This is a genomic window from Leifsonia sp. Leaf336 (assembly GCF_001423695.1).
GTDB lineage: Bacteria > Actinomycetota > Actinomycetes > Actinomycetales > Microbacteriaceae > Leifsonia.
Genome location: NZ_LMOZ01000001.1, coordinates 367,753 through 394,544 on the forward strand (window position 1 = coordinate 367,753; position 26,792 = coordinate 394,544).

Sequence of the window (26,792 nt, forward strand, 5' to 3'; positions counted from 1 at the left end):
GGGGTTCCTTTCGCGGGAATCAGAGAAGGCGGAAGACGCGGATGACGACGAGACCGGGCTCCGCGCGGGCGTAGCCGACGAACTGGGATTCCACCAGCCACTGCAGATCGGGGTGATCGGTGCGGAACTGGAAGGCGGTGCGGTAGTAGAGGTCCTCCTCGCGCACGTGGTCGCCCGCGAGCATTCGCTCGAACGTGGCAGCATCGGTGCGCCAGATTCCGCGGTTGACCACTTCCACGCCGGCGCGCGCGCCTGTCTCTGGGAGATCGGCTTGGATCACGTACCGGGCGTCCAGCCGGACAGTGAGCCCTTTGCCCTGCCACCAGTCGCCGCCGCTGTCGAGGATCGTCCCGCGCAGCCGTGGCCCGTCGAACGAGCCGCCGGATACCCGGGCGAAGTGCAGTCCTTCGCCTGGCATTTGTCCTCCGAGCGGCAGCGCCTCGTCAACCTGGCAGCGCAGCTCGAAGCAGTACTCGAAGGCGGGTTCCATCAGTGGTGCTGGCATGAGGTGTGCCCTACTTTCGACGCGTCTTGCTGCTGGTTATGGCTGGAAGTGCTCGGGTTCGTCCTAGGCGCTGTCGCTGAGGGGTCCAGCCCTCGCGTGGGATCGAGTCGAGAAGAAGGCGGGTGTATTCCGCTTGTGGCGCGTCGAGGATGTCGGCGGCGGTGCCGCGTTCTTCAACGCGGCCGTTGCGCATGACGATGACCTGGTCGCAGAGCCGTCTGATAACGGTGAGGTCATGTGTGATCATCAGCAGTGTCACCCCGGTCTGCCGTCGGATCCGGTCGAGCAGGGTGAGTATCTCTACCTGGGTCGTGACGTCGAGGGCCGAGACGGCTTCGTCCAGCACGAGCAGGGCGGGGTCGGCGGCCAGGGCGCGCGCGATCGCGACGCGTTGGCGCTGACCGCCGGACAGCGCGCGCGGCCGGGTGTCCAGCAGTGCTTCGTCCAGGTGCACTTGCGACATAAGCTCCGTCACCCGTTCGGCGATGGCGGCTTTCGTGTCGTGTGGGCGGTGCACGCGGATCGCCTCGGTCAGGCATTGCCTTGTCGTCTGGCGGCGGTCGAGGGACTGGTAGGGGTCCTGGAAGACCATCTGCGCGATCTTGGCGCGCTGACGGCGTTCGCGGCCGGTACGCGCGGGCTGGCTCCACTCCTGGCCGTTGACGGTGATGGTTCCGGCGTTGGCATGCTCGAGTCCAAGGAGGACCCGTGCGGTGGTCGACTTGCCCGAGCCCGACTCGCCGACAATACCGACGGATCCGCCGCGGAGCACCTCGAGCGACACGTCGTCCACGGCGATGAGGGTTTCCTTCCCTCCGTCAGCGCCGCGGATCCGGTAGGTCTTGCGCAGGCCGTCGATCGTCAGGATCGGCGCGGCAGCCTCGTTGTCCGAAGCTATCGGGGGAGTCTCGTCGAGCGCTGCCGACATGAGTGTCCGCGTGTATGGCTCGGTGGCGTCGCGGCGCATCGTGCTCGCCTGGAGGGTTTCGACGATGCGCCCGTGCTGCATCACGGTCACGCGGTCGCACACGGCGCCGGCAAGGGCGAGGTCATGGGTGATGAAGAGCAGCGACAGCTCGCGGTGCGTCCGCAGGTCGGCGATGACCGCCATCACCTCCTCCTGCGTCGTCACGTCGAGCGCGGTGGTGATCTCGTCGGCGAGCAGGATGTCCGGGTCCATCGCCAGCGTCGCGGCGATCATCACACGTTGGAGCAGGCCGCCGGACAGCTCGGCAGGATGCTGGCGCAGCCGTCGGCGGGGATCGGTGATCCCGACCTCGTCAAGCAGCTCGCACGCCCGCTGTTCGGCCTGCGCGCGCTTCTCGCCCGCGACGTGGACGAGCGCCTCGGTCAGGAACTCGCCGATGGTGAGAAGCGGGTTGAGGTGTGCGCGGGGAGTCTGGAAGACCATCCCGAGCCGACGCGCACGAAGCGCGCGCAGATCGCGCTCGCCCAGCGTGGGGAGGTTCTGCCCGTCGATCCGGATCGTGCCGGAGGTTGTGAAGCCGTCCGGGAGGATCCCGGCGACGGCGCGGACGGTGAGTGTCTTGCCTGACCCGGACTCCCCGACGAGGCCCACGGCCTCGCCGCGGCCGACGGTGAGGGAGCTTCCGAAGACGAGCTGACGGGGGCCGTCGGCGGCGGGGGCGAAGATGTCGAGATCTTGGAGTTCGAGGACAGGATGGCTCATTGTTCCTTCTCCTCGGCCCAGACGGTGACGCGAGCGCCGACGATGCCGACGGCGAGCACCGTTACGACTACGAGTATTGAGGGGTAGACCGATTGCTCGGGTGCGCCGGCCAGGATGCCGGGTTGGCCGCTGGCGATCATTGATCCCCAGTCGGGTGCGGGGGGCTGCTGGCCGAGTCCGAGGAAGGAGATCGCGGCGAGATCCAGCATTGCGTAGCCGAAGCCGACGGCCATCTGAGCGGCGACGAGTGGGACGAGCGCGGGGACGAGGTGCCGGAAGCAGATCGCGGGGCCCGATACGCCTTGTACGCGGAGCGCGGCCATGAAGGGGCGGCCGATCTCTCGGGAGGCGGCGGTCTGAGTTAGGCGTGCGACGACAGGGATGTAGGCGATTGAGAGCGCGACGATCGGGGCAGCGAGCCCCTTGCCGAAGATCGTGACTGCCAGGACGGCGATGACCAATCCTGGGATCGCGAAGATCACGTCGACGATGCGGGCGATGCCTCCGGAGACCCAGCCGCCGAACCAGGCGCCGACGATCGCCACGGAGACACCGAGCGCCGTGGACAGGATGACCACGAAGACAGGGGCGAACAGGCTGGTCTGGGCTCCGACAAGGACGCGGGAGAAGATGTCGCGGCCGAGGTCGTCGGTGCCGAACAGGTGCGCGAGGCTGGACGGCCCGTTGATCGGTCCGGTGTACAGCTGGTTCGGGTCGTACGGCGCAATCCAGGGGCCGAGTACCGCACCTACTGTCAGCACGGCCAGCACGGCCAGCGCGCCGATGACGAGCCAGTCTCGGGAGGCTGCGCGTTTGGCGGCGTGGGGAACACGCCCGCGGGCGATCTGTGCGACGCTCATGCTCGGCTCCCTCCGGAGATGCTGGACGGATCGATCAGGGCGCTGACGAGGTCGGCGAGGGCGTTTAGCACCACGAAGATGGTGACCAGGATTAGGGACACGATTTGAACGACCGGCAGATCAGCGCGGCTAGCTGCCTGGACCAGCAGCGATCCGATGCCGCCGATGCCGAACGCGACTTCGGCGATCGCGGAGGCGGCGAAGAGCCCGGCGATGGTGGTTCCGGCGATCGCGAGAAGTTGGGGCGAGGCGTTGCGGAAGACATGGACGGTAAAGACCCGGCTGCGGGGGATGCCGCGCACGCGTGCGGTGTCGACATGCTCCGAGTGCAGCTGCGCCACGAGCGAGCTGCGTGTCACCCGGCTGATGTAGGCAATGAAGAGGACGGCAAGGGACACCGCGGGCAGGAAGAGATGCCAGGCGCGATCCCATACGCCGGTGCCCGCGCCGTAAACCGGGAACCAGCCGAGGGTCTTCGCGAAAATCCAGATCAGGAGGATGGCAACAACGAACGTCGGCAGCGCCATCCCGAGCGAGGTCAGGATCGACACCGTCCGGTCGACCGCTCGGCCGCGGATGGCGGCCAGGATACCCGAGCCTACGCCGAAGACGAGGATGAGTATGACGGTCAGGAGCACCAGTTCGAGAGTGATCGCGAACCGGGGTGCGATCAGGGTCATGACGTCCGTCTTGTAGACGAACGAGGTGCCGAAGTCGCCGTGGAGGGCGGCGGTGAGCCACAGCCAGTAGCGGGTCCAGAGCGGATCGTCGAGGTGATACGACGCGCGGATCTGCCCAATGAGCTCGGGAGTCGGTTTCGCGCCGCCTGCCAGCGCGGCGAGGGGGTCGCCGGCCAGCAGGGTCGCGGAGAAGATCACGATGCTCGCGAGGAATAGTGTCAGCACAAGTCCGCCGAGCCTGCCGAGCAGTGTTCTGGCGACGGTGTTCATCCGCTTCTCCTCTCTGTGTCCGAAGTGGTCATTGGTGCGTTTCCGTTGGTCGGGTGGGGAGGGGCCGTAGCGGTGGCGACCCCTCCCCAGGTTTCTATTTGCCGCCCAGGCGCAGGGCCCAGGGGCTGTCGTAGGCGGCCACGGAGGTCGTCACGCCGGTTAGCTTCTTGTTGAGGTAGGTGAGCTGATACGTGCCGGCGAGGGTGGTCTGCAGCTGGTCGGGCGCGAAGATCTTCTGAGCGGAGACGAATTCGTTCGCCGCCGTCTGCGGGTCTGTCGCGCTCCGTGCCGCCAGCATGTGCTGCGTGACCTCAGGGTTGCTGTAGTTGCTCCAGTTGAAGACGCCTCCCTTGTCGGCGGGGAGAACGAACAGCGACGGGTACCCGACGACGCCGGGCGTCTCGAGATAGCCCTGAGTGGCCACGAAGTCGACTCCCTGCCGTTTTGTCGGGTCGTAGAAGAGTGCTCCGAAGTCGGAGGCCTGCATCTCATCGATTTTGATGCTAAGGCCGATCTGCTTGGCGGCAGATTGCATAATCGTCGCCGTCTGCAGGAACTGCGTCGCCCCTGCCGGAACCGCCACGACGAGCGGCTTGCTGACGTCCTCTCCGCTGTTTTTGATCAGCTTTTTCGCGCCGGCGATGTCGACTTTCGGGGTCGGTAGTGCGTCGTATCCGGCCTGGTAGGTCTTGGCCTCCTGCATGGTCTGGAACGAGAACTCCGGGACGATCGTCTTTTGCACGTAGCCGAGGCCGTTGACCACGGTGTCGATGTACTGCTGCCGGTCGATCGCCATGCTCAACGCTTGGCGGATCTTCGGGTTCGCCGCCAGCCCGGTAGCTGAGGCGGGCCCGAAACCGTAGGAGGCGGTGGAATGCCCGATCGTCAGCGTGCCGGCGCCGCCCTGGAACGCGCTCCGTGAGCTCGGCGGCACGTTGATGGCACCGTCGATCTCGCCTTGAGTGAGCGCCGTGGTAAGTGTGGAACCGTCGGAGACGAACGTGTAGTTCAGGTTCTTGGCGAGCACCTTGCCGTTCCAGTAGCTGGGGTTGGCGGTCGTGTCGATCTCGCTGCCGGCCTTCCAGCCACCCTTGGCTAGCTCGTAGGGACCGGTGCACATCAGGCCGCCGTCGGCTGTGCCGAGCGCCGCGCCCACCTTTTCGCCGTACGCCTTTTCCATGACGGCAGCGCCTTGGCCGGACAACGCGTCTCGGAAGGCGGAGTCGGGTGCTACGAAATGAACAGTGACTTCATGGGGTCCGGTAGCGACGATGCCTTGACCCGGAGCCGGGTTGACCAGTGCGAACGCCCCGTACCACTGCGAGGTTGGGTTCATGTTGAGGCCAAGGCTATAGACGACGTCGTCGGCGGTGACGGGGGTTCCGTCCCAGAACTTCACGTCGTCGCGCAGTTCGATGACGAAGGTCGTGGGATTGACGAACTCGGCGCTCTTGGCGATTCCGGGTTTGATGGAGTAGTCCGGCTGCAGGGTGAGGAGGTTGTCGCACAGGTTCGGGATGATCAGGTTGGCGGACGCGGCAGGGTTGAGTGTCGCGGGCTCGCCCTCGACGATGGCCCAGGTCACTTTGTCGACGGTTTTGGTGCCCGCCGGCTGGGAGTCGACAATGGTGAGCTTTCCGCTGGAGCTGCTGGTGTCGGAGCCGTTGTCGCGGGGCGCGCATCCGGCGAGCGTGAGCGCTGCCACGCAGGTCAGCGCTGCTACCGAGACTGCTGTTCGTTTCATGCTGCTGTCCTTCTGTCGGGGTCGTTGTCGGGTGTATCGCTTAGTTCGGTTGAGGAGCCGTTCGGTTGCTGATTCTGTTCGGTTATGTGAGGAGGAAGACGCGGACGCAGACGGCCCCGTCTTCGTCGCGGGCCAGGCCCACGAACTGGTTCTCCGCGAGCCAGCGGTGTTGGGGTGCGTCGGTCTGGAAGACCGGCGCGGTGCGGAAGTAGAGTTCCGGTTCGTCTTCGGGGACGTTCTCGCCGCGCTCCATGCGCTCCCACACGGCCGGGGACGCCCGGAAGTACCCCCGGTTGAGGATGTCGATGACGGCGCCGTCGTCAGCGCGGAGAAGGTAGTGCGCTTCCAGCTGCGCCGTGCCGAACCGCTCCACCGCCCAGTCGCCGCCGCCGGAGAGGACTTCCCCGTTCAATCGTGGCCCGGCGACGGTCCCACCCGTGACGGGCGTGAACGCGAGCTTTTCCTCCGGGCCGCGACCGATGTGCAGGTCCGCGGCGATTTGGGCGCGGATTTCGAAGACGTATTCCAGCCGGGGCTCGATCACGGCAGTTCTCCTTCCAGGACGGTGAAGGTCAGGGCGAAGGCGTCGTCTCCGCCGAGGGTGAGGGACTGCGTGTTCGTCGCGGTCTCACCCCAGGTCCAGGGGTCGGCACCGGTGCCGGTCTGGGGCAGGAACTCGGGGTAGTCGCTGCTGGACACGTGCACGCGCAGCCGGTGGCCCGCCCGCAGCCGGTAGCCGAGTTGACCGAGGTCGACCTCCACCACGCCCGGTTCGCACGCATTTAGCATCTGCACCTGACCGCGGGCGATGCGCAGCGCGGTGCCGTCGGGTGCCACGTCGAGCACCCGCACAAACAGGTCCATTACCGGGCCACTGGAGTGGATCTGGGCTCGTGCACGCACCGGCCCAGCGAGATCGACATCGGCCGCTACCGGCAGCGAATCGAATCGGAGAACGTCGGGCCGTTGCCCGATGGGTCCCTCGTCGGGACGGGTGAGCAGGTACGAGAAGGCATCGGGCACGCTGGAGGGGACTAGGTGGTCAGGGTTGTGCGTCCAGTTCGCCGTGGACGCCTCGGCCGGGCGCTCGGAGAGCAGCGCTCCAGTCGCCGAAGCGAAGCGGCTGACGGCGCGCGCACCCGCCGGTGGCCACGTCGCACTCTCGCGCATCCCGTCGGTGTGCGCGAGGTTCCAGGACACCCGGGGGATGTCGGCCACCGTGCCGTTGCGGCGCACGAAGACCTCGAAGAACTCCAGAGCGGGGTCGAGCGTCCGCGGGAGGAGGGCATGGATCTGCTCATCGCTCCGGTCCCACGTGCGGTCGTCGTCGGCGTCGAGCAGTTGGAAGCTCTCATGGTCGATCGGCTCGACCCGGAGGAAGTGGTGCGCATCCCACTGGGGGTGCCGCGCGATGTGCTCGACGTCCGCCCACGAAAGCGGAGCGCAGTTGTCCCACCAGCCGATGGTGTGCAGCACTGGTACAGAACGGCCGGCGAAGGGGTCGCCCTCCGGAAAGCGCGGCAGGTGGACGGGACGCGGATACCACTGGTCGTAAGACACTCCGCGCTCGCCGACCTGCGCCATGAACTCCTCGGCCTGGGCCGCGAAATCGCGGCGCGACCAGTCCGGCTCCCACTGGAACGTATCCCGGCCGAAGAACTGCGTGAGCGGGTACATGTAGGTCACGGCCCACTCGACCGGCCGGGTGCGATCGCCGGAGTTCCGGTGCACCGGCTCGCCGAGTTGGGTGCCCGTTACCCGCGGCGAGATCGCCTTGAGCGCGGGATGACCGCTCGCCGCCGCTGCCCATTGGGTGTAACCGTAATAGCTGTCCCCCCACATCGCGACGCGTCCGTTCGACCAGGGCTGCTGCGTGATCCACTGGATTGTGTCGTAGCCATCGTCGACCTCGTTCACGAAGAGCAGCGCTTCGCCCTCGGAGCGGAATTTTCCGCGCACGTCCTGCGCCACGACACGGTATCCATGGCGTGAGAAGTAGTTGGCGATCTGCGGGATGAAGCAGTATTTGCCCGACTTGTCGTAGGGCAAACGGATAAGGATGGTGTCACCCGGTGTCGCGTCGAGCTGAGTGGGCGGGCCAGGCAGATATACGTCGGCCGCCAGGAGGATGCCGTCGCGCATGCGGACCCGGGCCGGGACCGAGAGGGCACTCTCAGGGGCCGAGGACAGGCGCAGAACTTCAGGCATTTCTCTCCTTCGAGACGGTCGGATTCATTCCATACGGATGATCACGGTGAGGTCACGCTACGGAGTCGCTCTATGTTAGTCAAGTCGGACTAGACTAGAATTTACTCACTCGTTACAATCGAGCTGGAGGAGGCGCCATGCCACGTGCATCAGTAGCGGCCGAACGGCGCGAGCAGATCTTTGAGGCGGCGATGGCGACGATCGCGGAGCACGGTATCCGGGGGGCGACGCTGGATCGGATCGCCGAAACAGCAGGGATGTCGCGTGGCCATGTGCGGCACTTCGTGGGTAATCGCGATCGGCTGATGTTAGATATCGCCGTTGCGGTGTTCTCGGATGGGTCTGGCGAAGTCGGATCGATACTCCCAGGCCCGGTGGCCACCATTGCCGAAGCGCTCGACTATCTCTTCGGCCCGGTATTCGGCTCCCCGGACCGCGAGAGTGCTGTGGTGCTGGGGCTCGTTGAGCTCTCCCGTACGAACCCGGAGATCGCGGAGGTGCTTGCCTCGTCGTACGCCCTGACCAGCAGTCAGCTGGCCGAACTCGTAGCCGAAGCCAAGCCGGCCGCCTCGCGCGAGGCATGCGCCACTATCGCGTACGGTGTCCTCACCTGTGCGCTTGGCTCGGCCTTCCTCGGAGACTTCGACGCCGACCCCGCGCGGCTAGGGCGTTCGCGCGCCGCGGCCGAGATGTTGCTCACAACTTTGTGAAGCGGGAGTGCTTCTTGCGCGACGCGATCCCTATCAGGCGCGACTACCGCTCCACGTGCATCGTCGCGGAGTTCGCGTCCCCGGATTCTCTGGACATCGGGCTCGGGAACGCCAACTCGCGCAAGAGTGCGATGACGCCAGGTCGCTCCTGTTCGGAGAGTAGCGCGTGCGTGGCCCGTTCGGCCGCCCGAGCGTACTGGGCGGCGCGACTTTGCAGAGCCGCGCCGTCGCTCGTGCATACAACGATCTTCGCCCGGCGGTCAGCTGGGTCCGGGACGCGCTGTACGAGCCCTCGCCCTTCAAGATCGTCGACGATCGCTACCACCTGGCTCGGATCGAGCCTGAGGAAATCGGCCAAGTCGCGTTGCGTCGGCCTGGCCCCGTCCGCAACGACAGTGAGCACTGAGTAGGAGCGCGCTCTGAGGCCGAGAGGGGCGAGTGCAGCGTTTGCTGCCGAAACGGAGATGGCGCTCGCGCGTGCCAACAGGAAGCTCATGTCCTCGGCGAGGGTGGTCTTGTCTAGGTCGGCCATGGTCCGAGGATACTCAATCAGTGATGCTCTTACTTATTGACAATCACAATTATTGTGTGATGCCATTACACGAGGGCGCGTCATACGGCGAGCTTCGCCGAGGAAGTTGGAGTGAGTATGACGCTTGAGAGCAAGGTTGCTGTCGTCACAGGATCCGGACGCGGACTGGGTCTCGCGTACGCCCGTGAGTTGGCCCGCCAGGGTGCCGCCGTCGTGGTAAACGATGTCGATGCCGCGACGGCCGCGGACGCCGTGGCCAGCATCGAAGCCATCGGCGGAAGGACCGTAGCGGTGGTGGCACCGGTTGGTCCGACCGCGACCGCTGAGAAGCTCGTGAGCACCGCCGTCGAGACATTCGGCCGCCTCGACATCCTGGTCACGAACGCGGGTGTGCTTCGCGACACGGTGCTCTGGAAGATGAGCGATGACGACTTCGACACCGTGATCGGCGTGCACCTGCGCGGCACATTTACCTGTGCCCGGGAAGCTGCGCGGTACATGCGCGAGAACGAGATCGCCGGACGCATCATCTGCATCGGCTCCCCGACCGGGCAACGCGGCAACTTCGGCCAGACGAACTACGCCGCAGCCAAAGCCGGCATCGTAGGCATGATCCGCACCTGGGCCCTCGAACTGAAAAAGGCCGGGATCACTGCCAACGCGGTCATCCCGGTCGCGGCGACAGCCATGACCGCCACCGTGCCTTACTTTGCTGCCGCGGTGGAGGCGGACGAGAAGGGCGAGCCGATGCCCGCCTTTTTCCGCCACGACCTAGGCTTCGGCACCGCCGACGACGTCGCCGGCCTCATCGCCTATCTCGCCTCTGACGACGCGGCGGGCGTGACCGGCCAGGCGATCGGCATCGGCGGCGACCGCATCCAGCTGTGGTCGCACCCCGAAGCGGTCGTCACCGAATACCACAACGGCGGCTGGAACGCCGATGCACTCGCACAGGGACTCCCCACCTCGATCGCTAGCGCTCTCCAGTCCGTTGGCGAGCAGTTCCCCGCGCTGCCCGAGGAACTCCAGCGGTCATGACCCGCTACGAGCCCGCGATTGACCTCGACAGCATCGACGCGATCGACGTGCACGTGCACATCGAAGTCGACAGTCACGGTCATGCCTCGCTTCCCGACGACCTGGCGGAAGCCGCGTCAAAATACTTCCGCACGGACGGCCCACGACCTGACCTCGACTCCGTCGCGGCATACTACCGAGAACGAAAGACCGCCGCAGTGGTGTTCTCAGTGGACGCCGTGAGCGAGCTCAGCCACCCCCCAATTTCGAGCGCCGAGATCGCCGAGGGCGCCGCGCGGAATTGCGACATCATGATCCCGTTCGGATCTGTCGACCCCCGACGATCGGATGCGCTCGATCGCATTCGCCGCCAGCTCGACGAGAACGGCATGCGCGGATTCAAGTTCCACCCCACGGTGCAAGGGTTCGACCCCAGCGACGAGCGCTACTACCCGCTCTATGCCGACCTCCAGGCCGCAGGCGCCGTCGCCCTGTTCCACACCGGCCAGACGGGCATCGGCGCCGGGCTCCCCGGAGGCCGCGGCCTCCGACTCGGACTCTCCAACCCGATCCTCCTCGACAGTGTCGCAGCCGACTTCCCCGACCTGCAGATTGTGATGGCCCACCCCTCGGTGCCGTGGCAGGAAGAGGCGCTCGCCGTCGCAACCCACAAGCACAACACCTGGATCGACCTTTCCGGGTGGAGCCCGAAATACTTCCCAGCCGAACTCGTGCGGCACGCCAACACGCAGCTGAAGGATCGCGTGCTGTTCGGCTCCGACTTCCCGCTGCTGACGCCCGACCGGTGGCGTCGCGACGTCGAGACGGCCGACCTATTTAAGCCAGAGGTCCTGCCAGGCATCCTCAAAGAAAACGCGGCGCGGCTGCTCGGTCTCCCCGGCTGACCCCCAATCCTCCTGACGAAAGGTATCCCGATGACAACCACCGCCTCCTACTCCGACGCTCCCGCGCTCGCCGGCGCTGACCTGGGCTGGAGCGACTGGCTCGAGGTCACCCAGGACCGCGTGAACCTCTTCGCCGACGCGGTCGACGACCACCAGTGGATCCACGTCGAACCCGAGCGCGCGAAGAACGGCCCCTTCGGTGGCCCGATCGCCCACGGCTTCCTGTCGCTGTCGTTGGCGACGAAGTTCTGGACCGACCTCTTCGATCTGCAGGGCGTGACCACCAAAGTCAACTACGGCCTCGACAAGGTGCGATTCATCTCTCCGGTCAAGGTCGGCGCCCGCGTACGCATGAACGCAGTGATCGCCGAGGTGACGGAGATTCCCGGCGGCTACCAGTTCATGGTCGACCAGACCATCGAAATCGAGGGTGGCCTCAAGCCCGCCGTCGTCGCACGGGGGCTGTATCGCTTCTACGCGTGAGCGCCCCTCGCGCCGGTTAGCACTACTCATTCGTTCCTCAGAGGAGAGGCCGATGAACAATCGTGGACTCGCGGCATGGATGGACAAACGCCGGCTGAAGTCGCCGCAGAAAGACGCCATCGTCTTCGGACAGGGCATGACCATCACATATGCCGACCTCGCCGACACCGTCGACCGCGTCGCCACCCTGTTGCGCCACCGCGGTATCACTGCCGGCGACCGGGTGGCGTTCCTCGGCGAGAACAGCCCCGAGTTCCTCGAGGTGCTGTTCGCTGCCGCGCGGATCGGAGCAGTCTTCGTCCCTGTCAATACCCGACTCGCGCCTCCCGAGATCGCACACGTTCTCCGCGACTCGGGAGCGCGGCTGCTCGTGCACGAGCCCGAGTTCGCCGAGCGGATTGAGCTCATCGCGGCCGATGCGCCGCCGACCCTAGTGACCGACGCGGGAGAGATCGACGACCCGGGCCTCGCCGTCCTTGCCCGGCTGACCCAACCCGAGGTCCACGACATCGCTTTCGCCCCAGACGATCCCGCCGCAATCGTCTACACCTCCGGCACCACCGGCACCGCCAAGGGTGCCGTGCTCACACACAGCAACCTGACCTGGGTAGCCGTAAACACGCTGGTGGACTACGACGTGGTGTCCTCGGAGGTCGCTCTAATGATTTCCCCGCTCTTCCACGTCGCCGCACTGGGGATGGGGGCGCTCCCGGTCATCCTCAAGGGAGGCACGCTCATCCTAGAGCGCTCGTTCGACCCTGGCCGAGCGCTGCGACTCATCGAACGGTACGGCGTCACCATGCTTAGCGGCGTCCCCACAACCTTCCAACTACTTGCCGACCACAAAGATTGGGCGGCGACCAATCTCTCCAGCCTGAACAAGCTCACCTGCGGCGGCTCGCCCGTGCCGACTCGGGTGCTCAACTCGTATGAGGAGCGCGGCCTACACTTCTCGCAAGGCTACGGGATGACGGAGACCAGCCCCGGCGCGACGTCTCTCGACCCGCAAATGACACGGGCCAAGCAGGGAAGCGTTGGCCTGCCACACTTTTTCACAGACGTCCGTGTCGCTGACGAGAACGGTACCCCCCTTCCACCATACGTCGTCGGCGAGATTCAGGTCAGCGGACCGAACGTGTTCGGTGGTTACCACGGCCTTCCAGATTCAACTGCCGCGGCCTTCACCGCCGACGGCTGGTTTCGTTCGGGCGACCTCGGCTCAGTTGACGACGACGGCTATCTATTCGTCTCCGACCGGCTGAAGGACATGATCATCTCCGGGGGAGAAAACATATACCCAGCCGAGGTGGAAGACCTTATCTCCGAACTGGACGGTGTAACGGGTGTGGCCGTCATCGGCATCCCGAACGACCGTTGGGGAGAGGTCCCGTGGGCGGTCGTCACGCTGCGGGTCGGCGCGAGCCTCGATCTCGATGGCGTGCGCGCCCACCTGGAGGGGCGCTTGGCGCGTTACAAACATCCGAAACAATTGATCGTGCTCGATGACCTCCCAAGAACAGCAACAGGAAAGGTGCGCAAGGCCGAGCTGCGAAGTCGAGTGATTGCCAGCGCAACCTGACGCTGACCCCATCCAGGCAGGCAGGTGGCCAGCTGCGATCTGAATTGATCCTGATGTTTTGCCCGTGGCACCGTGGAAGGGACAGCCGTCGGTCTTGGCCAGGGACTTTCCGCCCCAGGCCAACAGTCGTCGGCGTCCGGCAGTGTGCTTAACGCTGCGTCCCTTCGCTCTGGGCAGCTCGACCTGTTTGTTCGAGGCGAAGGTAACGGCGGCTCGAATGTGGGTTGGAGACTCCGTTTGGACCGTTCCCCTCTCTCGCTGGGTTCCCGTTGTTCCCAGTCGCAAGATGCTGAGGTCGCCGCCCGCGGGCGCGGTTACGCTGAAGTCGTGAAGCCACCCCCAGCGTTTCGTGCCGGCTCCTACACCCTGCGCCAGGTCGAGTGTTTTGTGGCGGTCGCCGATGCCGGCAGTATCGCAAGTGCAGCGCGCTTGCTGCATCTCTCCGAATCGGCAGTGGCAGAGGCGCTTGGAAGTTTCGAGGGCGCTTTCGCGACCACACTGCTCGTCCGCCAGCGTGCCCGCGGCATTGAGCTGACCTCAGATGGGATCGCCGTGCTCGCGTCGGCACGTGATTTATTGCGCCAGTCCGAACGGCTCTCTGCCGTGCTCGGGCCCGAAGCGGGGCAAGCCAGTGGAGTCGTTCGAGTCGGCGCTGTCCAGGCGCTTGCTCCGAGCGTGCTCCCGCTGCTGCTCGTCGTTATGCAGCGTGAGTTTCCGGCCGTCGAAGTCCGATACACCATCGCCGACCAGCATGAGCTGGTGGATGCGCTGCGTGAGGGTCGGCTCGACGCGGTGCTGGCATTCGATATCGATGTCTCGCACGAGCTGCCGAGCTACACGCTCGATCGCACGCAGGCGACTGTGGTCGTCCATGATGGGCATCCTCTCGCACTGCGCGAAGTGGTGGAGTTGCGGGAGCTGTCAGACGAGCCAATGGTGCTGCTCGACATCGATACGGCCCGCACGCACACCCTCGAGCTGATGGGGCGTGCCGGCGTGCGGCCCCGCATCGCACATCGTGCCATTGACGTTGAGCTCTGCCGCGCGATGGTGGGGCAGGGGCTGGGATATTCGATCTTGATGTCTGACAGCGACCCGCAGCTCACCTGGGATGGCAACCGGGTGCGGCACCTACGCATCGCACCTGAGAGCCCGGTGATCGACATCAAGCTGGTGTGGCGGGACGCAGACCCAAACACGGCGGTCAGCCTGCTGCTGCGGGTGGCCGATGAAGTGCGACGTGGTGTGGAGGCTGCGCCCTAACACCCCGGTTCTTCCGAGGATGCTACTCGGCGACTCAGAGGATCACCGCGCTGTCTCGCTCGTCACGCTAAGTCTGGGCCCGAGAATCGGGACCCAGATCGCTGCGATCTGAGAGCTCGGATTTCTGGGAGTCGCAATGCAACAGGACGGGATCGAAGCGCCCCTCGCCGACTGGATCGACTTCGAGGAGATGGAACGAGACCCGTATCCGAGCTACGCAAGGCTGCGCGAGACGGGGCCGGTCGTGCGGGTTCCGGGGCTCGATGGCTACCTGCTGACCACCCACGAGACCGTGGTTGAGGCCGAACGGCACCCCGAGCTGTTCAGCGCGCTCATCCCCGGTGAGGATGTCGACATCGTGACCGGCGGCCGAGCAATGCTGCACAAAGATGATCCCGAGCATGCAAGCGAGCGAGGTGCGATCAATCCCACCCTGCGGCCGCTCGCGGTGTCGCAGATCTGGAGGGAACGCTTTGAGGCCAATACCAGCCGAATGATCGAACGCCTCGCAGAGATCGGCCCGGAGCAGGCCGATTTGGTGCGCGACTTTGCCACGCCGCTTGCAGCGCAGAACATCATCGACCTCGTGGGGCTGCCAGATTCCGTTGTGGCCGACGACATGGCACGCTGGTCGAGCGACTACATTTCCGGCCTCGACAATGAGTTCGCCGATCCGGCGGTCTGGGATCGTGCGCGCAGCAGCCGCGCCGAGGTCGACGTTCTGCTCGACGATCTGATCCCGATCCTGCGTCGCACGCCCGACAGCTCAGTAACCTCGCATCTGCTGGAGGCTGGAGTGCCGGAACGGATCACGCGTTCCAATGTGCACCTCGTCATTTCTGGCGGGGTCAACGAGCCTCAGCATATGATCACCAGCTGCACGTGGGCGCTCCTCGAGAATGATGCCCAGTTCGGACTGGTGCGCAGCGGGCAGAAGGACTGGGCTGACGTGTTCTACGAGACGTTGCGATGGCTCTCACCCATCGGCATGGTGGCGAAGGTGACCACCCAGGATCTGGTGTGGCAGGGGGTGCGTATGGATGCGGAGATGCCGGTCGGCCTGCTCCTGGCTTCGGCTAACCGAGACAGTGCGGTATTCGAGCAGGCCGACCGCTTCGACCTTGAGCGCGGCTCACGTGGGCAGCTGGCTTTCGGCACCGGCGTGCATCAGTGCGCCGGTCGTTGGATCGCGAAGTCGAGTGTCGCTGACTGTGCCTTGCCCAGACTCTTCGACCGGTTCCCGGGGCTGCATCTCGACCACAGCCGCGAGTCGCGCGCCGCGGGCTGGGGCTTCCGCGGCTTTACCAGTCTTCCGGTCAGCTGGTAACCGGCTCCGCATACTCAAAAACGAACAAGGAGTACCACCATGTCGCCTCGCATCCTCTACTGTCAGCCAGACGGATCCCAGACGCAGCTCGAGACCGACGCCGGCACGTCGGTGATGCGTGCCGCCGTGATGACGGGCGTTCCCGGCATCGTCGGCGAGTGCGGCGGGCAGGCCATGTGCGCCACCTGCCACGTCTATGTGCGCCCCGCCTGGCTCGACCGACTGCCCGGGATGAGCGAGGACGAGGACGAGATGTTGGACTGCACGAGTGAGGAGCGCAGCGAGCGCTCGCGCCTGGGCTGCCAAATTCGCATGAGCGACGAGCTTTCCGGCCTAGAGGTCGACGTTCCAAAGAGCCAGCTGTGACAGCCGCAGACGTCGAACGTGTGGTGGTGGTGGGGGCCGGGCACGCCGGCGTGCAGTTCGCCGATTCGCTGCGCTCGGGCGGTTTCGAGGGAGCAATCAGCCTGGTGGACGAGCAGCCAGCGCAGCCCTACCAGAGACCACCGCTCTCGAAAGACTTCCTGGCCGAGTTCGTTGGTGATGGCTGCGAGCTCGATGCGCTCCCGCTCCGGGCGCCCCGCTTCTTCGAAGACGCCGCTATCGAATTGCGTCGCGGCATGCGTGTGGCCGAGATCGACCGAGGCAACTCCGAGCTTGTGATCGCGACCGCGGGCGGGGGTGAGTCAGAGCGAGTGCGCTATGACCGGCTGGTGCTTGCCACTGGGGCCGAGAACCGGGCCCTGGGGGTACCCGGAGCAGGTGCGGTCGGCATCTTCGGTTTACGCACACTTGCAGACGCTCGGGCGTTGCGTCAGGCGCTCACTACCGCACGCAACGTGGTGGTCGTAGGCGCCGGGTTCATCGGCTTGGAGTTCGCCGCGGCCGTGCGCGAGCGCGGGGTGAACGTGACTGTGCTCGAATACGCGCCGCGGGCGATGTCGAGGGCGACGAGTCCGTTGCTCGGGGAGTGGATTGAAGCCGCCCATCGGGGGGCGGGCGTCGAGCTCCACTTCGATTCGGCCGTCGTCGCCTGCGAAACGGATGGATCGGGGCGCGTGACCGCGGTTCGCACGCAGGGGGGCGGCGCCTACTCGGCGGATCTCGTCCTCTACGGGATCGGAGTGCTGCCCCGGGTCGGATTGGCCGAGCGCGCTGGACTCGAAGTTGGCAACGGGATCGTCGTCGACGGGTCGCTGCGAAGCAGCGATCCGAGGATCTACGCGATCGGCGACTGTGCGAATTTTCCGTACCGGGGGGTGCCGACGAGGCTGGAGGCGGTGCAGAACGCCGGCGACCAGGCCCGCTATGCCGCGCGGCACATGCTGACGGGGGCAGAGGATCCCTTCGACGCCCTGCCGGTGTTCTGGTCGCATCAAGGTTCAGTAAAACTGCACATCGCGGGGCTTACTCGGGCAGACGACGAGTATGAGGTCGTGGGTGACCCTAATTCGGGGAAGTTCTCCGTGCGCAGTTACCGGCTCGGCCGACTCGCCGCCGTCGAATCGGTAGGAGACGCGCGCGCGCATATGAATGCTCGCCGGGAGCTACACGGAATCGGTCGCTAAATGTGGCGAATAGACACGGCAGAGCGCGGCGATCATTGCCTCGGCTGCGGCACGCGAAATGGTAGGACGGGTCGGATACTTGTCGACATCGCCGAGAACACGGTGCCGATGCCGCAAAGTGGGCACTCCGTAGGCGGTCACATGGCAGACCTTGGCGCTGACCTCGGGTTTCGCGAGTTGCACGAGTCGACGAGCGGCACCCGGGTGGCGCTATACGCGGTCGTGAGCACCTCCGGCGATTTCGGCATGGTGCGCGAGAGCTCGACGAAGCCGAGGACGAGCGCGTTCTCGGCATCGGGCGAGGCGAACTCTGGGCCGAAGAAATAGTCGATCGCCATCGTCGGACGACGCTCCTGCTGATGCTGATCGCCGCGGTCATCGATTTGCGCTCAACGGCCGTCGCGATCAACCCGGCTCGTGATCTTGGCTCATCGGTTGACCGGAGAACGGTTCCTGCTCGAGCATGACGTCACCGATCTACCGGGAAATCGTCGCGCGAGATACCGTGACCAACATCGGCGGGCGCTCAGGTGACGAGGTCATGCAGCTGGACACGCAACGACCTCCGTCAGTTCAGCGGAGACCAAACTCGCCCGCCGGTGGACTCCCGTCCCACGACGGTATACGGGCTGACGATCTCGACGGCTTCGCGGTCATTGCTTTCGATTCGTGCGGCGAGCAGTTCGACGGCTGTTTGCGCCATGAACGCATGGTCGGGGTTCACGGACGAGAGCGAGGGCACGACGTACTTCGAGAACTCGACGTCGTCGAAGCCGATTACCTTCACGTCTCCCGGAACATCGACTCCGGCGTCCGCAAGGCCACGAAGGACGCCGAGCGCGACATAGTCGGTGACGCAGAATACGCCATCGAAGCGCATGCCTTGCGTCAGCAGTCGCGCGATGGCTTCGGCGCCTCGCTCAGGCGTGAACTCGTCGATCTCGACGACCAGTGACGGGTCGTAAGCGATCCCGTGTGCCGCGAGAGCGCGACGGTACCCGGCGTTCCGGAGGCTGGAGACGCTGACCTCGTCGCCCTCGAAATGGTCGTGGATGGCGACGATGCGGCGGCTGCCGCGAGCGATCAGGTGCGAGACGGCGGCCGCGGAGCCCTCGACGTTGGCCATCGCGACGTGATCCACGGGCCCCTGGAAGATGCGCTCACCCAGAATCACCACGGGGAAGTCGACCCGGAGGAGATCGCGGTCGGATGAACCCAGGCCGACGGCGCTGAGGATCAACCCGTCGTACATGCGGACGCGCGACGCCGCGAGTGCGTTGAGCTCGCTCTCGCGGGAGCGTCCCGTCTGCTCGACCACCACATTGAGGTCGCGCCGCGCGCCCTCCTCGATGACCGCCGCTGCGAGCTGACCGAAGTAGGGGCGGTCGATCTCCGGGACGGCGAGGCCGATGGTGTGCGTGCGCCCGCGCCGGAGGTTCCTGGCCGCTACGTTCACGCGGTAGTCGAGCCGATCGATCGTCTCGAGAACTTTCTCGCGTGTGGCCTCTGCCACGTGCGGGCGCTTGTTGAGGACGTTCGAGACGGTCATCGGCGAAACACCGGCTGCTTGCGCGATGTCGCGAATCGTCACCATCTTTCAGCCTTTCCGGTTCGAGGCGCCTTCCCGTATTGAACGTTACATCAACGCGGATTCTGTTCGGCACTTGCGCGCCCCCGGTTCGATATGTAACGATACATCCCATCGATCGTGTATCGATACAAAAATGGAACCCCTTCGATGGTGAGGAACAAGATGACCGAACCGGTGAAAAGAGATTCTCCGCACTCGCCGCGGTTCTTCGCCGACCCTGCTCTCGTACACTTCGACGGCCGCTACTACCTGTATCCGACGACGGACGGCCTCGTGGACTGGTCCTCGACGTGCTTCCATGTGCTCGCATCCGTTAACCTGCGCGACTGGGAGGACTGGGGAGAGATCCTGCGCCTGGGCCGCGACGTCTCCTGGGCTCGCCGCAACGCGTGGGCGCCCGCCGCCGCCGAGAAGGACGGGGTCTACTACTTCTACTTCACGGCCGACGACAACATCGGCGTCGCCACTGCTATGGCACCGGAGGGACCGTTCCGCGACTCCGGGCGCCCGCTGGTGGCCAAGGGCCAGTACCCGGGCCGGGCGATCGATCCCTCTGTCTTCACCGACCGCGACGGCACCAGTTACCTGATCTGGGGAAACGCGGTCGCGCACTTCGCAAGGCTCGAGGCGGACATGGTCTCGATCGACGAGTCCTCGGTCGTCGCGTGGGAGCACGCGACATTTCGCGAGGCCGCACACGTCCACGAGCACGCCGGAACGTATTACCTCACGTGGTCGGAGAACGACACGCGAAACCCCGACTACCGCGTCCGCTGGGCGCGGGGCGCGAGCCCGACCGGGCCGTGGGAGGACGGGGGGATCCTTCTGGAGCAATCCCCGAAGGACGGCATCCTCAGCACCGGACACCACTCGATCCTGCGGCTCTCCGGCACGGACGAGTGGGTCATCGCGTATCACCGTTTCGCTATTCCGGACGGGAACGGATTCCACCGGGAGATCGTCATCGACCCGCTGACGCACCTCCCGTCCGGCGACCTCGAGCGCGTCACCCCCACGCTCGAGCCGATCCGGTTGACGAAGACAGCAATTCCAGAAACCCTCGATATCTAGAGGCTCAGAGAAAGAAGAAAGCAATGTCGCTTCCCGCAGCCCCCTTGCGCCGCCGCGCGCTTGCGCGGACGGTGGTCGCGCTCTCCGCGATCGCCGCCACGGCCCTGGCCCTGACCGGCTGCTCAGCCGGCTCGGCGAGCGCCGATTCCAAGACTGTCACGTTCCTCTCGTGGGACTCGCAGCAGACGATGCAGCCGGTCTTCGCGGAGTTCGAGAAGGAGAACCCGGGCTACAAGGTCCAGGCGTCCTACGCGCCTCCTGTGCCGCAGTACATCCAGAAGCTGCAGACCCAACTGGGATCGGGCACCGCACCCGATGTGTTCATCATCACTGCTGAGAACAAGACGCAGATCATGAACGGCGGGTTCGCCAAAGACCTGAGCGGTGAGTCGTGGATCTCCAACGTGGCCAAGGCCGCCCGCGACACGTACACGAAGGATGGCAAGGTCTATGGCGCCGCGGTCGCTTCGTGGGGAGGCGGGTTCCTGGTGAACAAGGACCTCCTGGCCAAGGTCGGCTACTCGGCGCCCCCGAAGACCTGGGACGACTTCCTCGCCCTGGCCAAGAAGCTCAGCAGTGCGGGAATCACCCCGTTCTATGAGGCAGCGGACGGCGTTCCGGTCAGCCTGGCCGCGCTGCTAGGGCTGGAGAACGAGAGCCACGGAGGCAGCATGGACAAGCAGATCTGGGCTGGCAAGACCACCTTCGCGAAGACCTGGACTCCCGCGGTGAAGACCTGGAACAAGCTCTTCACCGAGAGCGCCGAGCCGCGCACGGTGGCCGGCCTGACGGGCGACCAGGTGACGCAGCAGTTCGAGCAGGGCAAGGTCGCCATGATCGGCACCGGCTCCTGGAACCTCGGCGCGGTGCAGCAGGCCGCGCCGAACCTCAAGCTCGACTTCCTCGCCGTGCCCGGCGCGAGCGGGGAGAGCTACTGGGCGGGCGCCGTGTCTCCGGGCTACGCGATCAATGCCAAAGCGAAGGACCCGGCGGCCGCCGACAAGTTCGTACAGTTCCTCCAAAGCAAGAAGGGCGTCGAGATCTACCAGAAGCAGACCCAGTCGATCACCACGACCGCCGACTTCACCCCCTCGCTCGACCCGGCCCTGACGACGATGAGCTCGGCAGTGAGGGACGGCAAGTTCTACTTGCCGCAGGTGAGCTGGCCCGACCACAGCGATGTCCTCAACAGTGAAGCCGTCGCGCTGCTGCAGCAGCTGATCGCAGGGAAGATCAACCCTGAAGACGTCGGTACCGGCCTGGACGCGAAGCTGCAGTCCACCAAGTAGTCACCGTCGGGGCGGGCCGACGCGCCACAACCCGGCCCGCCCTGCCAGATTCGAGAAAGTCAGTCACATGGTCAACGCGACACCGATCCGGGACACCGCCACCGTCCGGCGCCCTCAGATCGTTCCACGCCCGCGACTGGCGATGGGCACCAGAGGGAGACGGGAAGGATACGCGTCCTACTGGTTCGTCGTCCCCATCCTGATCGTCTTCGTCGTCCTCTACCTGATCCCGCTCGCCCAGTCCGTCTACTACAGCTTCACCGACTACAACGGCTACGTCAGCTCTCCGAGCTTCGTCGGCTTCAAGAACTACCTCAGCATCGGCTCCGATCCATCGATGCTGGCGGCCCTGGGCTTCACCTTCGGCTACGCGCTCATCACGACTCTCGTCGTGACGTTGTTCGCGATCCCCCTCGCGATGGTGCTTAACCGCCGCTTCATCGGCCGGGGCTTCGTGCGATCGGTGTTCTTCTTCCCCGCCGTGCCCAGCGTGGCCATCCTCGGCCTCGTGTGGACCTTCATCCTCAGCCCGCTCGGCTCCGGCGTCATCAACTCGCTGATCGGCCACCTCGGCATAGCCCCAATTCCATGGCTCTCCGACGAGACGCTGGCGCAGTTCAGCGTCATCCTCGTCGCGGTCTGGGCGCAGACGGGGTGGCACGCCATCCTCTACCTCGCCTACCTCCAGTCGCTGCCCAGCGACATCTTCGAGGCGGCGAAGATCGACGGTGCGAATCGCTGGCAGGAGTTCCGGATGCTGACCCTGCCCCTCCTGATGCCTGCCGTGTCGGTCAGCACGCTCCTCCTCCTGACGAACGGATTGAAGGTCTACGACCTGCCGTTCACGCTCACCAAGGGCGGTCCCGGATTCGCGACCCGGACCCTCACCCAATCCATCATCGAGAACGGCATCGCGCAGTCCGACGTCGGGAAAGCATCAGCGCTGAGCGTGCTCTTCCTCCTCGCTGTGGGACTGGTCATCGTCGTCCAGCTCGTTATCTCCCGCCGACTTCAGGAGCGCTACTCATGAAAAAGAGCCGTGGGGTCATCCTCTCCGTCGTGATGCTGCCCATCGCCTGCGTCGCAGCGATCCCCTTCTACTACATCCTCGTCAACACCCTGAAGACGCAGGAGCAGACAGCGGCGAACCCGCTCGCACTGCCAACCTCGTTCTATCTCGGCAACTACGTCCACGTGTTTCAGACCCTGCCGATCTTCCAGAGCTTCCTCAACACGCTCTACGTGACCGTGATCTCGATCGCGCTCATGCTGCTGATCGGGTCCATGGCCGCGTTCGGCGTCCTCATCGGCCGGGGCCGCTTGGCCACGATCATCGGGGTGGTCCTCGTGATCGCGTTCCTGGTGCCGGGGCAAGCCACGCTCATCCCGCTGTACCACATGCTCGCGGGGGTGCAGCTCGTGGACTCGCTCAACGGACTGATCGTCATGTACGCCTGCGGATCCATCTTCTGCTACTTCCTCATCATCGGTTACATGCGCTCGCTCCCGGGGGAGCTCTTCGAGGCGGCGCGCATCGACGGCGCCGGGCCGTTCCGGATCTACTGGTCCGTGGCCCTCCCGCTGATCCGTCCGATCCTCGTCACGGTCGGCGTCTTCCAGACGATGTGGGTGTGGAACGACTTCATCACACCGAACGTGTTCATCAACTCCCCGGACAAGCAGACCCTGGTCCTCCAGGTGTATTCGGCGGTGGGGCAGTTCACGACCGACTGGCCGGCCTTCATGACCCTGAGCGTCATCGTCCTCGTGCCGATGGTCATCTTCTTCCTGGTGGCCCAGCGGCAGATCGTCAGCGGTCTGGTGAGCGGAAGCGTCAAGGGCTGAGATGGGAGCCTTCGCGGCCTACCTCATGGCGTACTTCTGCAATGGCGATAGCGAGGACGCCGAGCAGATCCGCTTCGCGCTGAGCGCAGGTCGCTCGCCGACTCGCTGGATCCCGCTCCGAGGGGGCGCCCCGATGCTGCGGTCCACCGTCGGACAGCTCGGCGCCCGCGACCCGTTCCTTCTCCGCGACGAACGCCGCGGCCGCTTCATCGTCATCGCGACGGACCTGCGCATCCACCCGGATGGCAATTGGCACCGGGCAGTTCGCCAGGGGAGTCGCTCGATCACGATCTGGGAGAGCAGCGATCTGCTGGCCTGGACGCCTCCCCGTACGGAGGAGATTGCATCGGCCTCGGCGGGCAACGTGTGGGCGCCTAAGGCGTTCCTCCTTCCCGACGGAGAGACGTGGCGGGTTTTCTTCGCTTCGGCCCTGTACGAATCGCCGACAGACCGGGAGGCGGAAGCGCACCAGCGCATCCTCACCGTCGACACCACCGACTTCCGCGCTTTCACATCCCCTGCGGTCTATTGGGATCCGGGCCACGACGTGATCGATGCGACCTTCCTGGAATGGGAGGGTGAACTCTCGCGATTCGCGGCCGACTCGCTCACCGCCGACCGAGCACGGAGGTCGCAATTCGTGCGGCAGGACAGGGCGGCATCTCTGGACACGTCGACCGGGCGAACAGTTTCGCTGATGCTGGGGAGCGCGGACCAGGCGCGGGCAGAGGGGCCCGCCGCATTCGCAGGCCTCGACGACGGCTTCGCCTACCTGCTGCTGGACGAGTTCGAACTCCGCGGATACCAGCTGTATCGGAGCCGGGATCCGCACTCCGGCGACTGGGAGCACGTGACCGAGACCATGCTCCCGGCTGGCGCGCGGCATGGATCCGTGATCCCTATCACCGCCGACGAGGAGGCGCGACTCACTTCGTGGCGCTCCTAGCCCTCGTGCTCGGTGGATCGAACGGCTAATTCGCCGGACTTGACGCTGCTACCACACGCCTCGCATCGAACATCTGCGACGAAGGCGTTTCCGCACGCGGTGTGAGTGAAATCCACCTGCGACACGTCGTCTGGTTTGTACAGGTCGCCCCACCTCTTCAGCACGAGGATCACCTGGCCGAGGTCGTTGCCCTTTTGCGTGAGCTCGTACCCGGCGACGCCCGATTCGCTGGACCTGGCCTGGATGATTCCCGTCTCCGCGAGCTTCTTGAGTCGCGCTGAGAGCACATCACGCGGCGCACCGACCGATCGAAGGATCTCCGTGTACCGGGAGGCGCCGAAGGCGAGGGCGCGCACGATGTGAAGAGACCATCGGTCGTTGACGGCGTCCAAGGCGACCGCTAACGAATCCTTAGATGGTTTGTTTTTCAAACCGCTGGCGGATTCTTATCGGAGTTTGACATCCAAACCATTCTAATCGAGAGGGCAGTGCCATGTCTTCCCCGCACACGTCCCCCCGCGAATGCAGCTCCCCGAAATCATCACAACGCGTGGATAGCAGCCGTGGTGAGCAGCCTGATCATCGGTGCGGCGTTCATCGCGGTCTACGTGGGCATCCAGCGTGACCCCGGAGCCGCTTCATCTCCCATTGGCGGTCGCCAGCGAGCGGCTCGCCTCGGCGGCACAGCAGCAGCTGGGTGACAGGGTCGAGGTGAAGCGGGTGACCTCGCTCGAGGATGGCGCTCGTATGGTGCGTGACGGGGACGCTGTCGCCGCCATCGGGTTCACCTCCCGGTAGGCCATGGAGCTCGACTACGCCGGTGCCAAAGGGCTGACCGAAAGCGGCGCAGCACGAGTCCTGGTGCACGGTATCGCGGCACACGCCGGGCTCGCGGTTCAGGAGGAGGATGTCGTTCCGCTGGCAAAGTATGACAGTCGCGGACTCTCCGCGTTCTACGTGGTCTTCGGCGTGACCCTGTCCTCCTTCGCGCTTGCGCAGGGTCTCACCGGCGCCGCCGGCCGAGTGCGGCTGCGCCATCGGCTCTATGCAATGGGCGGTTTCGCCATCGTCATCGGCGCAGTGGCGGCCACCATCGCAGGGCCAGTCCTGGGCGCACTGAATGCGCCCTGGTTCGCTTTGGCTGCGAGTCTGAAGAGACCGAGCGGAGTCGCGAACGCGAAGCCTGCGAGCGATTCGTCGCGGTCCTCGTCTGAGTTTTCGACAGGAGTGGTCATGAGTTCTCGCTTTCCGCCGTGGTCGGCAACTCAGGTTGGGTAGATGAAGCAAGCTCGCATGGCTCGCAGAAGCGAACTCTGTGGTCGCGCCAATAGAGCGGCGGGCAGGATCACTCGACCTCCCCGACGTTCTTGACTCGGAGGTAGTGAGTCGGCTGCATCGAAAACCGACGCCACAATCGCCGCAAAGTTAGCGCTTATGCGCCGATTTGATGAAGCGTACGATCTGGAAACGCGTCGGTAGGAGGATTCACAATGAAGCCCAATCCCGTCAAAGTCGCAGTATTACGCTTCCAGTTCGCGCCCGGGGGAAAAACGGATGGCGAGGAGCCGTCCCTAACATGGCCTGACGAGCTCTTCTACGAGCTGTTTCAGGGCTCGAATGGGTGGAGCGTCAGAGATTACTGGCTCCGATCGTCTCTTGGGCTTCTTCAGCTTGAGTTCGACTTCAGCATCGGCAAGTGGTGGCGCCTTGGTGACATCTCGCGCAGCTCAACGGCGCCGAACGGCAAATTGCTCAAAGATGATAGGGGCCAGCTTTACGCTGCCATCCGATCATTCTTGAACAAAGAAGACGTGTCATTGGACGGCTTTGATCAAGTAATTGCGTTCGTGCACCCTCCGCCGGTCGACGCAGGAGCGACGCCGGGTGGGGCTGTATTTGACCAGGGTGGAATCATCGGCTTTTACGAACACGAGCTCGGCCATGTGCTTGGTTTCCAACATTCGTTTGGGCCATTCATCCCACCGCCAAATGTTTTCGGATCCCTCTACAATGACCCCTACTGCGTCATGGGGTACACGCAGCCGCAATCGCCCGTCGACGTTCCGGCGGAGTTCGCACAAACCCAGGTCCTGGACCCCAACTTTTGGTGGAGTGAACGCAGGGCTGCGGCCGCTTCTCTGTACCGGCGTTTCCGTGGAACGCCGTTTTTCGAGGACTCGGGTTGGGTCACCCACAGTTCAATCGGGGAACGAACGTGGGTAGGAGCCCTAACCGACTTCTCGAACACCTCGGCTCAAGCGACCCCAATTGTCTCGGTGCTTTCAGCACCTGACGCGCCGAACATAAGCCTCACCGTCGAGTACCGAGCACCATCAGGGGCTGCTCACGACGATGACCGGGGCCTTATGCCGGCAGTCGTGATTCACTCGCTCGGCGCCCATGACGTCGGAGCTGGACGCTCGGAGGTGGATCCCGCCTGGTTCGAAGCAGCCCTAGACCCGCAAGTGGGAGCGTCGGTTACCGTGCTTGGCACGCGTTTCGAGGTCATGACCGTCGATACGGGTTCGCCCAGGGGTGTAGAGGTGCAAACCTCGCGCAGTCTGGACGTGCCGTTCTCGCCAGACCATCTGTCGAAGCATCACGGTATTGCGGATCGCTAAGAAATGCTCAGTCCTACAGCGTGAGGGCTCGGGTGAGCGTCTGGTGACCATTGGCGACCTCCGAGGTGCTGCCGCAATGCAGATCGGG

27 protein-coding genes are annotated in these 26,792 nt (G+C 65.0%); 16 read left to right on the forward strand and 11 right to left on the reverse strand.

Annotation, left to right across the window (positions count from 1 at the left end; genetic code table 11):
* Nucleotides 1-19: 19 nt before the first annotated feature.
* The 7 genes from ASF88_RS01730 to ASF88_RS01760 all read right to left on the reverse strand — a co-directional run bounded on the left by ASF88_RS01730 (nucleotide 20) and on the right by ASF88_RS01760 (nucleotide 7,957).
* A complete protein-coding gene (locus ASF88_RS01730; RefSeq protein ID WP_055913367.1) occupies nucleotides 20-505 on the reverse strand; it encodes a DUF3237 domain-containing protein in 486 nt (161 codons plus the stop codon).
* A gap of 10 nt (nucleotides 506-515) precedes the next feature.
* Nucleotides 516-2,195, reverse strand: coding sequence for a nickel ABC transporter ATP-binding protein NikE (gene nikE / locus ASF88_RS01735; RefSeq protein WP_055913370.1), 1,680 nt, complete (start codon nucleotides 2,193-2,195; stop codon nucleotides 516-518).
* Complete coding sequence (locus ASF88_RS01740; protein ID WP_055913373.1) at nucleotides 2,192-3,055, reverse strand: ABC transporter permease; 864 nt, start codon at nucleotides 3,053-3,055, stop codon at nucleotides 2,192-2,194. The genes nikE and ASF88_RS01740 overlap by 4 nt, the downstream gene beginning before the upstream one ends.
* A complete protein-coding gene (locus tag ASF88_RS01745; protein ID WP_055913376.1) occupies nucleotides 3,052-4,005 on the reverse strand; it encodes an ABC transporter permease in 954 nt (317 codons plus the stop codon). The genes ASF88_RS01740 and ASF88_RS01745 overlap by 4 nt, the downstream gene beginning before the upstream one ends.
* Nucleotides 4,006-4,099: 94 nt before the next feature.
* Nucleotides 4,100-5,710 carry an ABC transporter substrate-binding protein gene (locus ASF88_RS01750; protein ID WP_235493236.1) on the reverse strand — a complete coding sequence of 537 codons (1,611 nt, stop codon included), beginning with the start codon at nucleotides 5,708-5,710 and terminating at the stop codon, nucleotides 4,100-4,102.
* Between the two features lie 121 nt (nucleotides 5,711-5,831).
* A complete protein-coding gene (locus tag ASF88_RS01755; RefSeq protein WP_055913382.1) occupies nucleotides 5,832-6,293 on the reverse strand; it encodes a DUF3237 domain-containing protein in 462 nt (153 codons plus the stop codon).
* Nucleotides 6,290-7,957: a CocE/NonD family hydrolase gene (locus ASF88_RS01760; RefSeq protein ID WP_055913385.1), complete on the reverse strand. Its 1,668-nt coding sequence runs from the start codon at nucleotides 7,955-7,957 to the stop codon at nucleotides 6,290-6,292. Before ASF88_RS01760 ends, ASF88_RS01755 begins: the two co-directional genes overlap by 4 nt.
* 137 nt (nucleotides 7,958-8,094) lie before the next feature.
* On the opposite strand from ASF88_RS01760, the gene ASF88_RS01765 reads away from it, so the two are divergent.
* Entirely contained in the window at nucleotides 8,095-8,667 is a 573-nt protein-coding gene (locus ASF88_RS01765; RefSeq protein ID WP_055913388.1) for a TetR/AcrR family transcriptional regulator, read from the forward strand.
* Between the two features lie 43 nt (nucleotides 8,668-8,710).
* On the opposite strand, the gene ASF88_RS01770 is transcribed toward ASF88_RS01765, so the two are convergent.
* The gene (locus ASF88_RS01770) at nucleotides 8,711-9,199 is read right to left on the reverse strand and encodes a MarR family winged helix-turn-helix transcriptional regulator (RefSeq protein ID WP_055913391.1); all 489 of its coding nucleotides are present in this window, start codon (nucleotides 9,197-9,199) and stop codon (nucleotides 8,711-8,713) included.
* Between the two features lie 117 nt (nucleotides 9,200-9,316).
* On the opposite strand from ASF88_RS01770, the gene ASF88_RS01775 reads away from it, so the two are divergent.
* From ASF88_RS01775 to ASF88_RS01810, 8 genes are all read left to right on the forward strand, one after another.
* Nucleotides 9,317-10,237, forward strand: coding sequence for an SDR family oxidoreductase (locus ASF88_RS01775; protein ID WP_055913394.1), 921 nt, complete (start codon nucleotides 9,317-9,319; stop codon nucleotides 10,235-10,237).
* Nucleotides 10,234-11,121: an amidohydrolase family protein gene (locus ASF88_RS01780; protein ID WP_055913397.1), complete on the forward strand. Its 888-nt coding sequence runs from the start codon at nucleotides 10,234-10,236 to the stop codon at nucleotides 11,119-11,121. Before ASF88_RS01775 ends, ASF88_RS01780 begins: the two co-directional genes overlap by 4 nt.
* Before the next feature lie 30 nt (nucleotides 11,122-11,151).
* Nucleotides 11,152-11,604 (forward strand): MaoC family dehydratase, encoded by a 453-nt coding sequence (locus ASF88_RS01785; protein ID WP_055913400.1) that lies wholly within the window; start codon nucleotides 11,152-11,154, stop codon nucleotides 11,602-11,604.
* A 52-nt stretch (nucleotides 11,605-11,656) separates the two neighbouring features.
* On the forward strand, nucleotides 11,657-13,183 hold the full coding sequence (locus ASF88_RS01790) for an acyl-CoA synthetase (RefSeq protein ID WP_055913403.1): 1,527 nt from the start codon (nucleotides 11,657-11,659) through the stop codon (nucleotides 13,181-13,183).
* Nucleotides 13,184-13,510: 327 nt separating this feature from the next.
* On the forward strand, nucleotides 13,511-14,446 hold the full coding sequence (locus tag ASF88_RS01795) for a LysR family transcriptional regulator (protein ID WP_162242554.1): 936 nt from the start codon (nucleotides 13,511-13,513) through the stop codon (nucleotides 14,444-14,446).
* A gap of 136 nt (nucleotides 14,447-14,582) precedes the next feature.
* Nucleotides 14,583-15,773, forward strand: coding sequence for a cytochrome P450 (locus tag ASF88_RS01800; protein WP_055913409.1), 1,191 nt, complete (start codon nucleotides 14,583-14,585; stop codon nucleotides 15,771-15,773).
* A gap of 39 nt (nucleotides 15,774-15,812) precedes the next feature.
* Entirely contained in the window at nucleotides 15,813-16,139 is a 327-nt protein-coding gene (locus ASF88_RS01805) for a 2Fe-2S iron-sulfur cluster-binding protein (RefSeq protein WP_055913412.1), read from the forward strand.
* On the forward strand, nucleotides 16,136-17,341 hold the full coding sequence (locus tag ASF88_RS01810) for an NAD(P)/FAD-dependent oxidoreductase (protein WP_082518690.1): 1,206 nt from the start codon (nucleotides 16,136-16,138) through the stop codon (nucleotides 17,339-17,341). Before ASF88_RS01805 ends, ASF88_RS01810 begins: the two co-directional genes overlap by 4 nt.
* Before the next feature lie 137 nt (nucleotides 17,342-17,478).
* Here the strand turns inward: ASF88_RS01810 and ASF88_RS01815 are convergent, their stop codons facing one another.
* Both ASF88_RS01815 and ASF88_RS01820 read right to left on the reverse strand, forming a co-directional pair.
* Entirely contained in the window at nucleotides 17,479-17,679 is a 201-nt protein-coding gene (locus tag ASF88_RS01815) for a hypothetical protein (protein ID WP_055913418.1), read from the reverse strand.
* A 230-nt stretch (nucleotides 17,680-17,909) separates the two neighbouring features.
* The gene (locus tag ASF88_RS01820) at nucleotides 17,910-18,935 is read right to left on the reverse strand and encodes a LacI family DNA-binding transcriptional regulator (protein ID WP_055913421.1); all 1,026 of its coding nucleotides are present in this window, start codon (nucleotides 18,933-18,935) and stop codon (nucleotides 17,910-17,912) included.
* 159 nt (nucleotides 18,936-19,094) lie between these two features.
* Between ASF88_RS01820 and ASF88_RS01825 the strand changes: the two genes are divergently transcribed.
* The 5 genes from ASF88_RS01825 to ASF88_RS01845 all read left to right on the forward strand — a co-directional run bounded on the left by ASF88_RS01825 (nucleotide 19,095) and on the right by ASF88_RS01845 (nucleotide 24,083).
* Nucleotides 19,095-20,003 carry a family 43 glycosylhydrolase gene (locus tag ASF88_RS01825; RefSeq protein ID WP_055916571.1) on the forward strand — a complete coding sequence of 303 codons (909 nt, stop codon included), beginning with the start codon at nucleotides 19,095-19,097 and terminating at the stop codon, nucleotides 20,001-20,003.
* 23 nt (nucleotides 20,004-20,026) lie between these two features.
* Nucleotides 20,027-21,292 carry an ABC transporter substrate-binding protein gene (locus ASF88_RS01830; protein WP_055913424.1) on the forward strand — a complete coding sequence of 422 codons (1,266 nt, stop codon included), beginning with the start codon at nucleotides 20,027-20,029 and terminating at the stop codon, nucleotides 21,290-21,292.
* A gap of 67 nt (nucleotides 21,293-21,359) precedes the next feature.
* The gene (locus ASF88_RS01835) at nucleotides 21,360-22,322 is read left to right on the forward strand and encodes a carbohydrate ABC transporter permease (RefSeq protein ID WP_235493237.1); all 963 of its coding nucleotides are present in this window, start codon (nucleotides 21,360-21,362) and stop codon (nucleotides 22,320-22,322) included.
* Nucleotides 22,319-23,137: a carbohydrate ABC transporter permease gene (locus ASF88_RS01840; protein WP_055913427.1), complete on the forward strand. Its 819-nt coding sequence runs from the start codon at nucleotides 22,319-22,321 to the stop codon at nucleotides 23,135-23,137. Before ASF88_RS01835 ends, ASF88_RS01840 begins: the two co-directional genes overlap by 4 nt.
* Nucleotide 23,138: 1 nt before the next feature.
* The gene (locus tag ASF88_RS01845) at nucleotides 23,139-24,083 is read left to right on the forward strand and encodes a glycoside hydrolase family 43 protein (RefSeq protein ID WP_055913430.1); all 945 of its coding nucleotides are present in this window, start codon (nucleotides 23,139-23,141) and stop codon (nucleotides 24,081-24,083) included.
* On the opposite strand, the gene ASF88_RS01850 is transcribed toward ASF88_RS01845, so the two are convergent.
* On the reverse strand, nucleotides 24,080-24,514 hold the full coding sequence (locus tag ASF88_RS01850) for a winged helix-turn-helix transcriptional regulator (RefSeq protein WP_082518691.1): 435 nt from the start codon (nucleotides 24,512-24,514) through the stop codon (nucleotides 24,080-24,082). The genes ASF88_RS01845 and ASF88_RS01850 overlap by 4 nt on opposite strands.
* Nucleotides 24,515-24,884: 370 nt before the next feature.
* Between ASF88_RS01850 and ASF88_RS20240 the strand changes: the two genes are divergently transcribed.
* Nucleotides 24,885-25,361, forward strand: coding sequence for a hypothetical protein (locus ASF88_RS20240; RefSeq protein WP_157498151.1), 477 nt, complete (start codon nucleotides 24,885-24,887; stop codon nucleotides 25,359-25,361).
* Between the two features lie 212 nt (nucleotides 25,362-25,573).
* Entirely contained in the window at nucleotides 25,574-26,704 is a 1,131-nt protein-coding gene (locus tag ASF88_RS20245) for a hypothetical protein (protein WP_157498153.1), read from the forward strand.
* The last annotated feature ends 88 nt before the right edge of the window (nucleotides 26,705-26,792 follow it).

Excerpts from the sequence above, each read along its gene's own strand:
- ASF88_RS01745 (WP_055913376.1), bottom strand. The coding sequence starts at position 4,005 with ATGAACACCGTCGCCAGAACACTGCTCGGCAGGCTCGGCGGACTTGTG.
- ASF88_RS01785 (WP_055913400.1), top strand. The coding sequence starts at position 11,152 with ATGACAACCACCGCCTCCTACTCCGACGCTCCCGCGCTCGCCGGCGCT.
- ASF88_RS01800 (WP_055913409.1), top strand. The coding sequence starts at position 14,583 with ATGCAACAGGACGGGATCGAAGCGCCCCTCGCCGACTGGATCGACTTC.
- ASF88_RS01740 (WP_055913373.1), bottom strand. The coding sequence starts at position 3,055 with ATGAGCGTCGCACAGATCGCCCGCGGGCGTGTTCCCCACGCCGCCAAA.
- ASF88_RS01835 (WP_235493237.1), top strand. The coding sequence starts at position 21,360 with ATGGTCAACGCGACACCGATCCGGGACACCGCCACCGTCCGGCGCCCT.
- ASF88_RS01775 (WP_055913394.1), top strand. The coding sequence starts at position 9,317 with ATGACGCTTGAGAGCAAGGTTGCTGTCGTCACAGGATCCGGACGCGGA.
- ASF88_RS01765 (WP_055913388.1), top strand. The coding sequence starts at position 8,095 with ATGCCACGTGCATCAGTAGCGGCCGAACGGCGCGAGCAGATCTTTGAG.
- ASF88_RS01815 (WP_055913418.1), bottom strand. The coding sequence starts at position 17,679 with ATGGCGATCGACTATTTCTTCGGCCCAGAGTTCGCCTCGCCCGATGCC.
- ASF88_RS01840 (WP_055913427.1), top strand. The coding sequence starts at position 22,319 with ATGAAAAAGAGCCGTGGGGTCATCCTCTCCGTCGTGATGCTGCCCATC.
- ASF88_RS01730 (WP_055913367.1), bottom strand. The coding sequence starts at position 505 with ATGCCAGCACCACTGATGGAACCCGCCTTCGAGTACTGCTTCGAGCTG.
- ASF88_RS01805 (WP_055913412.1), top strand. The coding sequence starts at position 15,813 with ATGTCGCCTCGCATCCTCTACTGTCAGCCAGACGGATCCCAGACGCAG.
- ASF88_RS01820 (WP_055913421.1), bottom strand. The coding sequence starts at position 18,935 with ATGGTGACGATTCGCGACATCGCGCAAGCAGCCGGTGTTTCGCCGATG.
- ASF88_RS01825 (WP_055916571.1), top strand. The coding sequence starts at position 19,095 with ATGACCGAACCGGTGAAAAGAGATTCTCCGCACTCGCCGCGGTTCTTC.
- ASF88_RS01760 (WP_055913385.1), bottom strand. The coding sequence starts at position 7,957 with ATGCCTGAAGTTCTGCGCCTGTCCTCGGCCCCTGAGAGTGCCCTCTCG.
- ASF88_RS01790 (WP_055913403.1), top strand. The coding sequence starts at position 11,657 with ATGAACAATCGTGGACTCGCGGCATGGATGGACAAACGCCGGCTGAAG.
- ASF88_RS01845 (WP_055913430.1), top strand. The coding sequence starts at position 23,139 with ATGGGAGCCTTCGCGGCCTACCTCATGGCGTACTTCTGCAATGGCGAT.
- nikE (WP_055913370.1), bottom strand. The coding sequence starts at position 2,195 with ATGAGCCATCCTGTCCTCGAACTCCAAGATCTCGACATCTTCGCCCCC.
- ASF88_RS20240 (WP_157498151.1), top strand. The coding sequence starts at position 24,885 with ATGGAGCTCGACTACGCCGGTGCCAAAGGGCTGACCGAAAGCGGCGCA.
- ASF88_RS20245 (WP_157498153.1), top strand. The coding sequence starts at position 25,574 with ATGAAGCCCAATCCCGTCAAAGTCGCAGTATTACGCTTCCAGTTCGCG.
- ASF88_RS01780 (WP_055913397.1), top strand. The coding sequence starts at position 10,234 with ATGACCCGCTACGAGCCCGCGATTGACCTCGACAGCATCGACGCGATC.
- ASF88_RS01830 (WP_055913424.1), top strand. The coding sequence starts at position 20,027 with ATGTCGCTTCCCGCAGCCCCCTTGCGCCGCCGCGCGCTTGCGCGGACG.
- ASF88_RS01770 (WP_055913391.1), bottom strand. The coding sequence starts at position 9,199 with ATGGCCGACCTAGACAAGACCACCCTCGCCGAGGACATGAGCTTCCTG.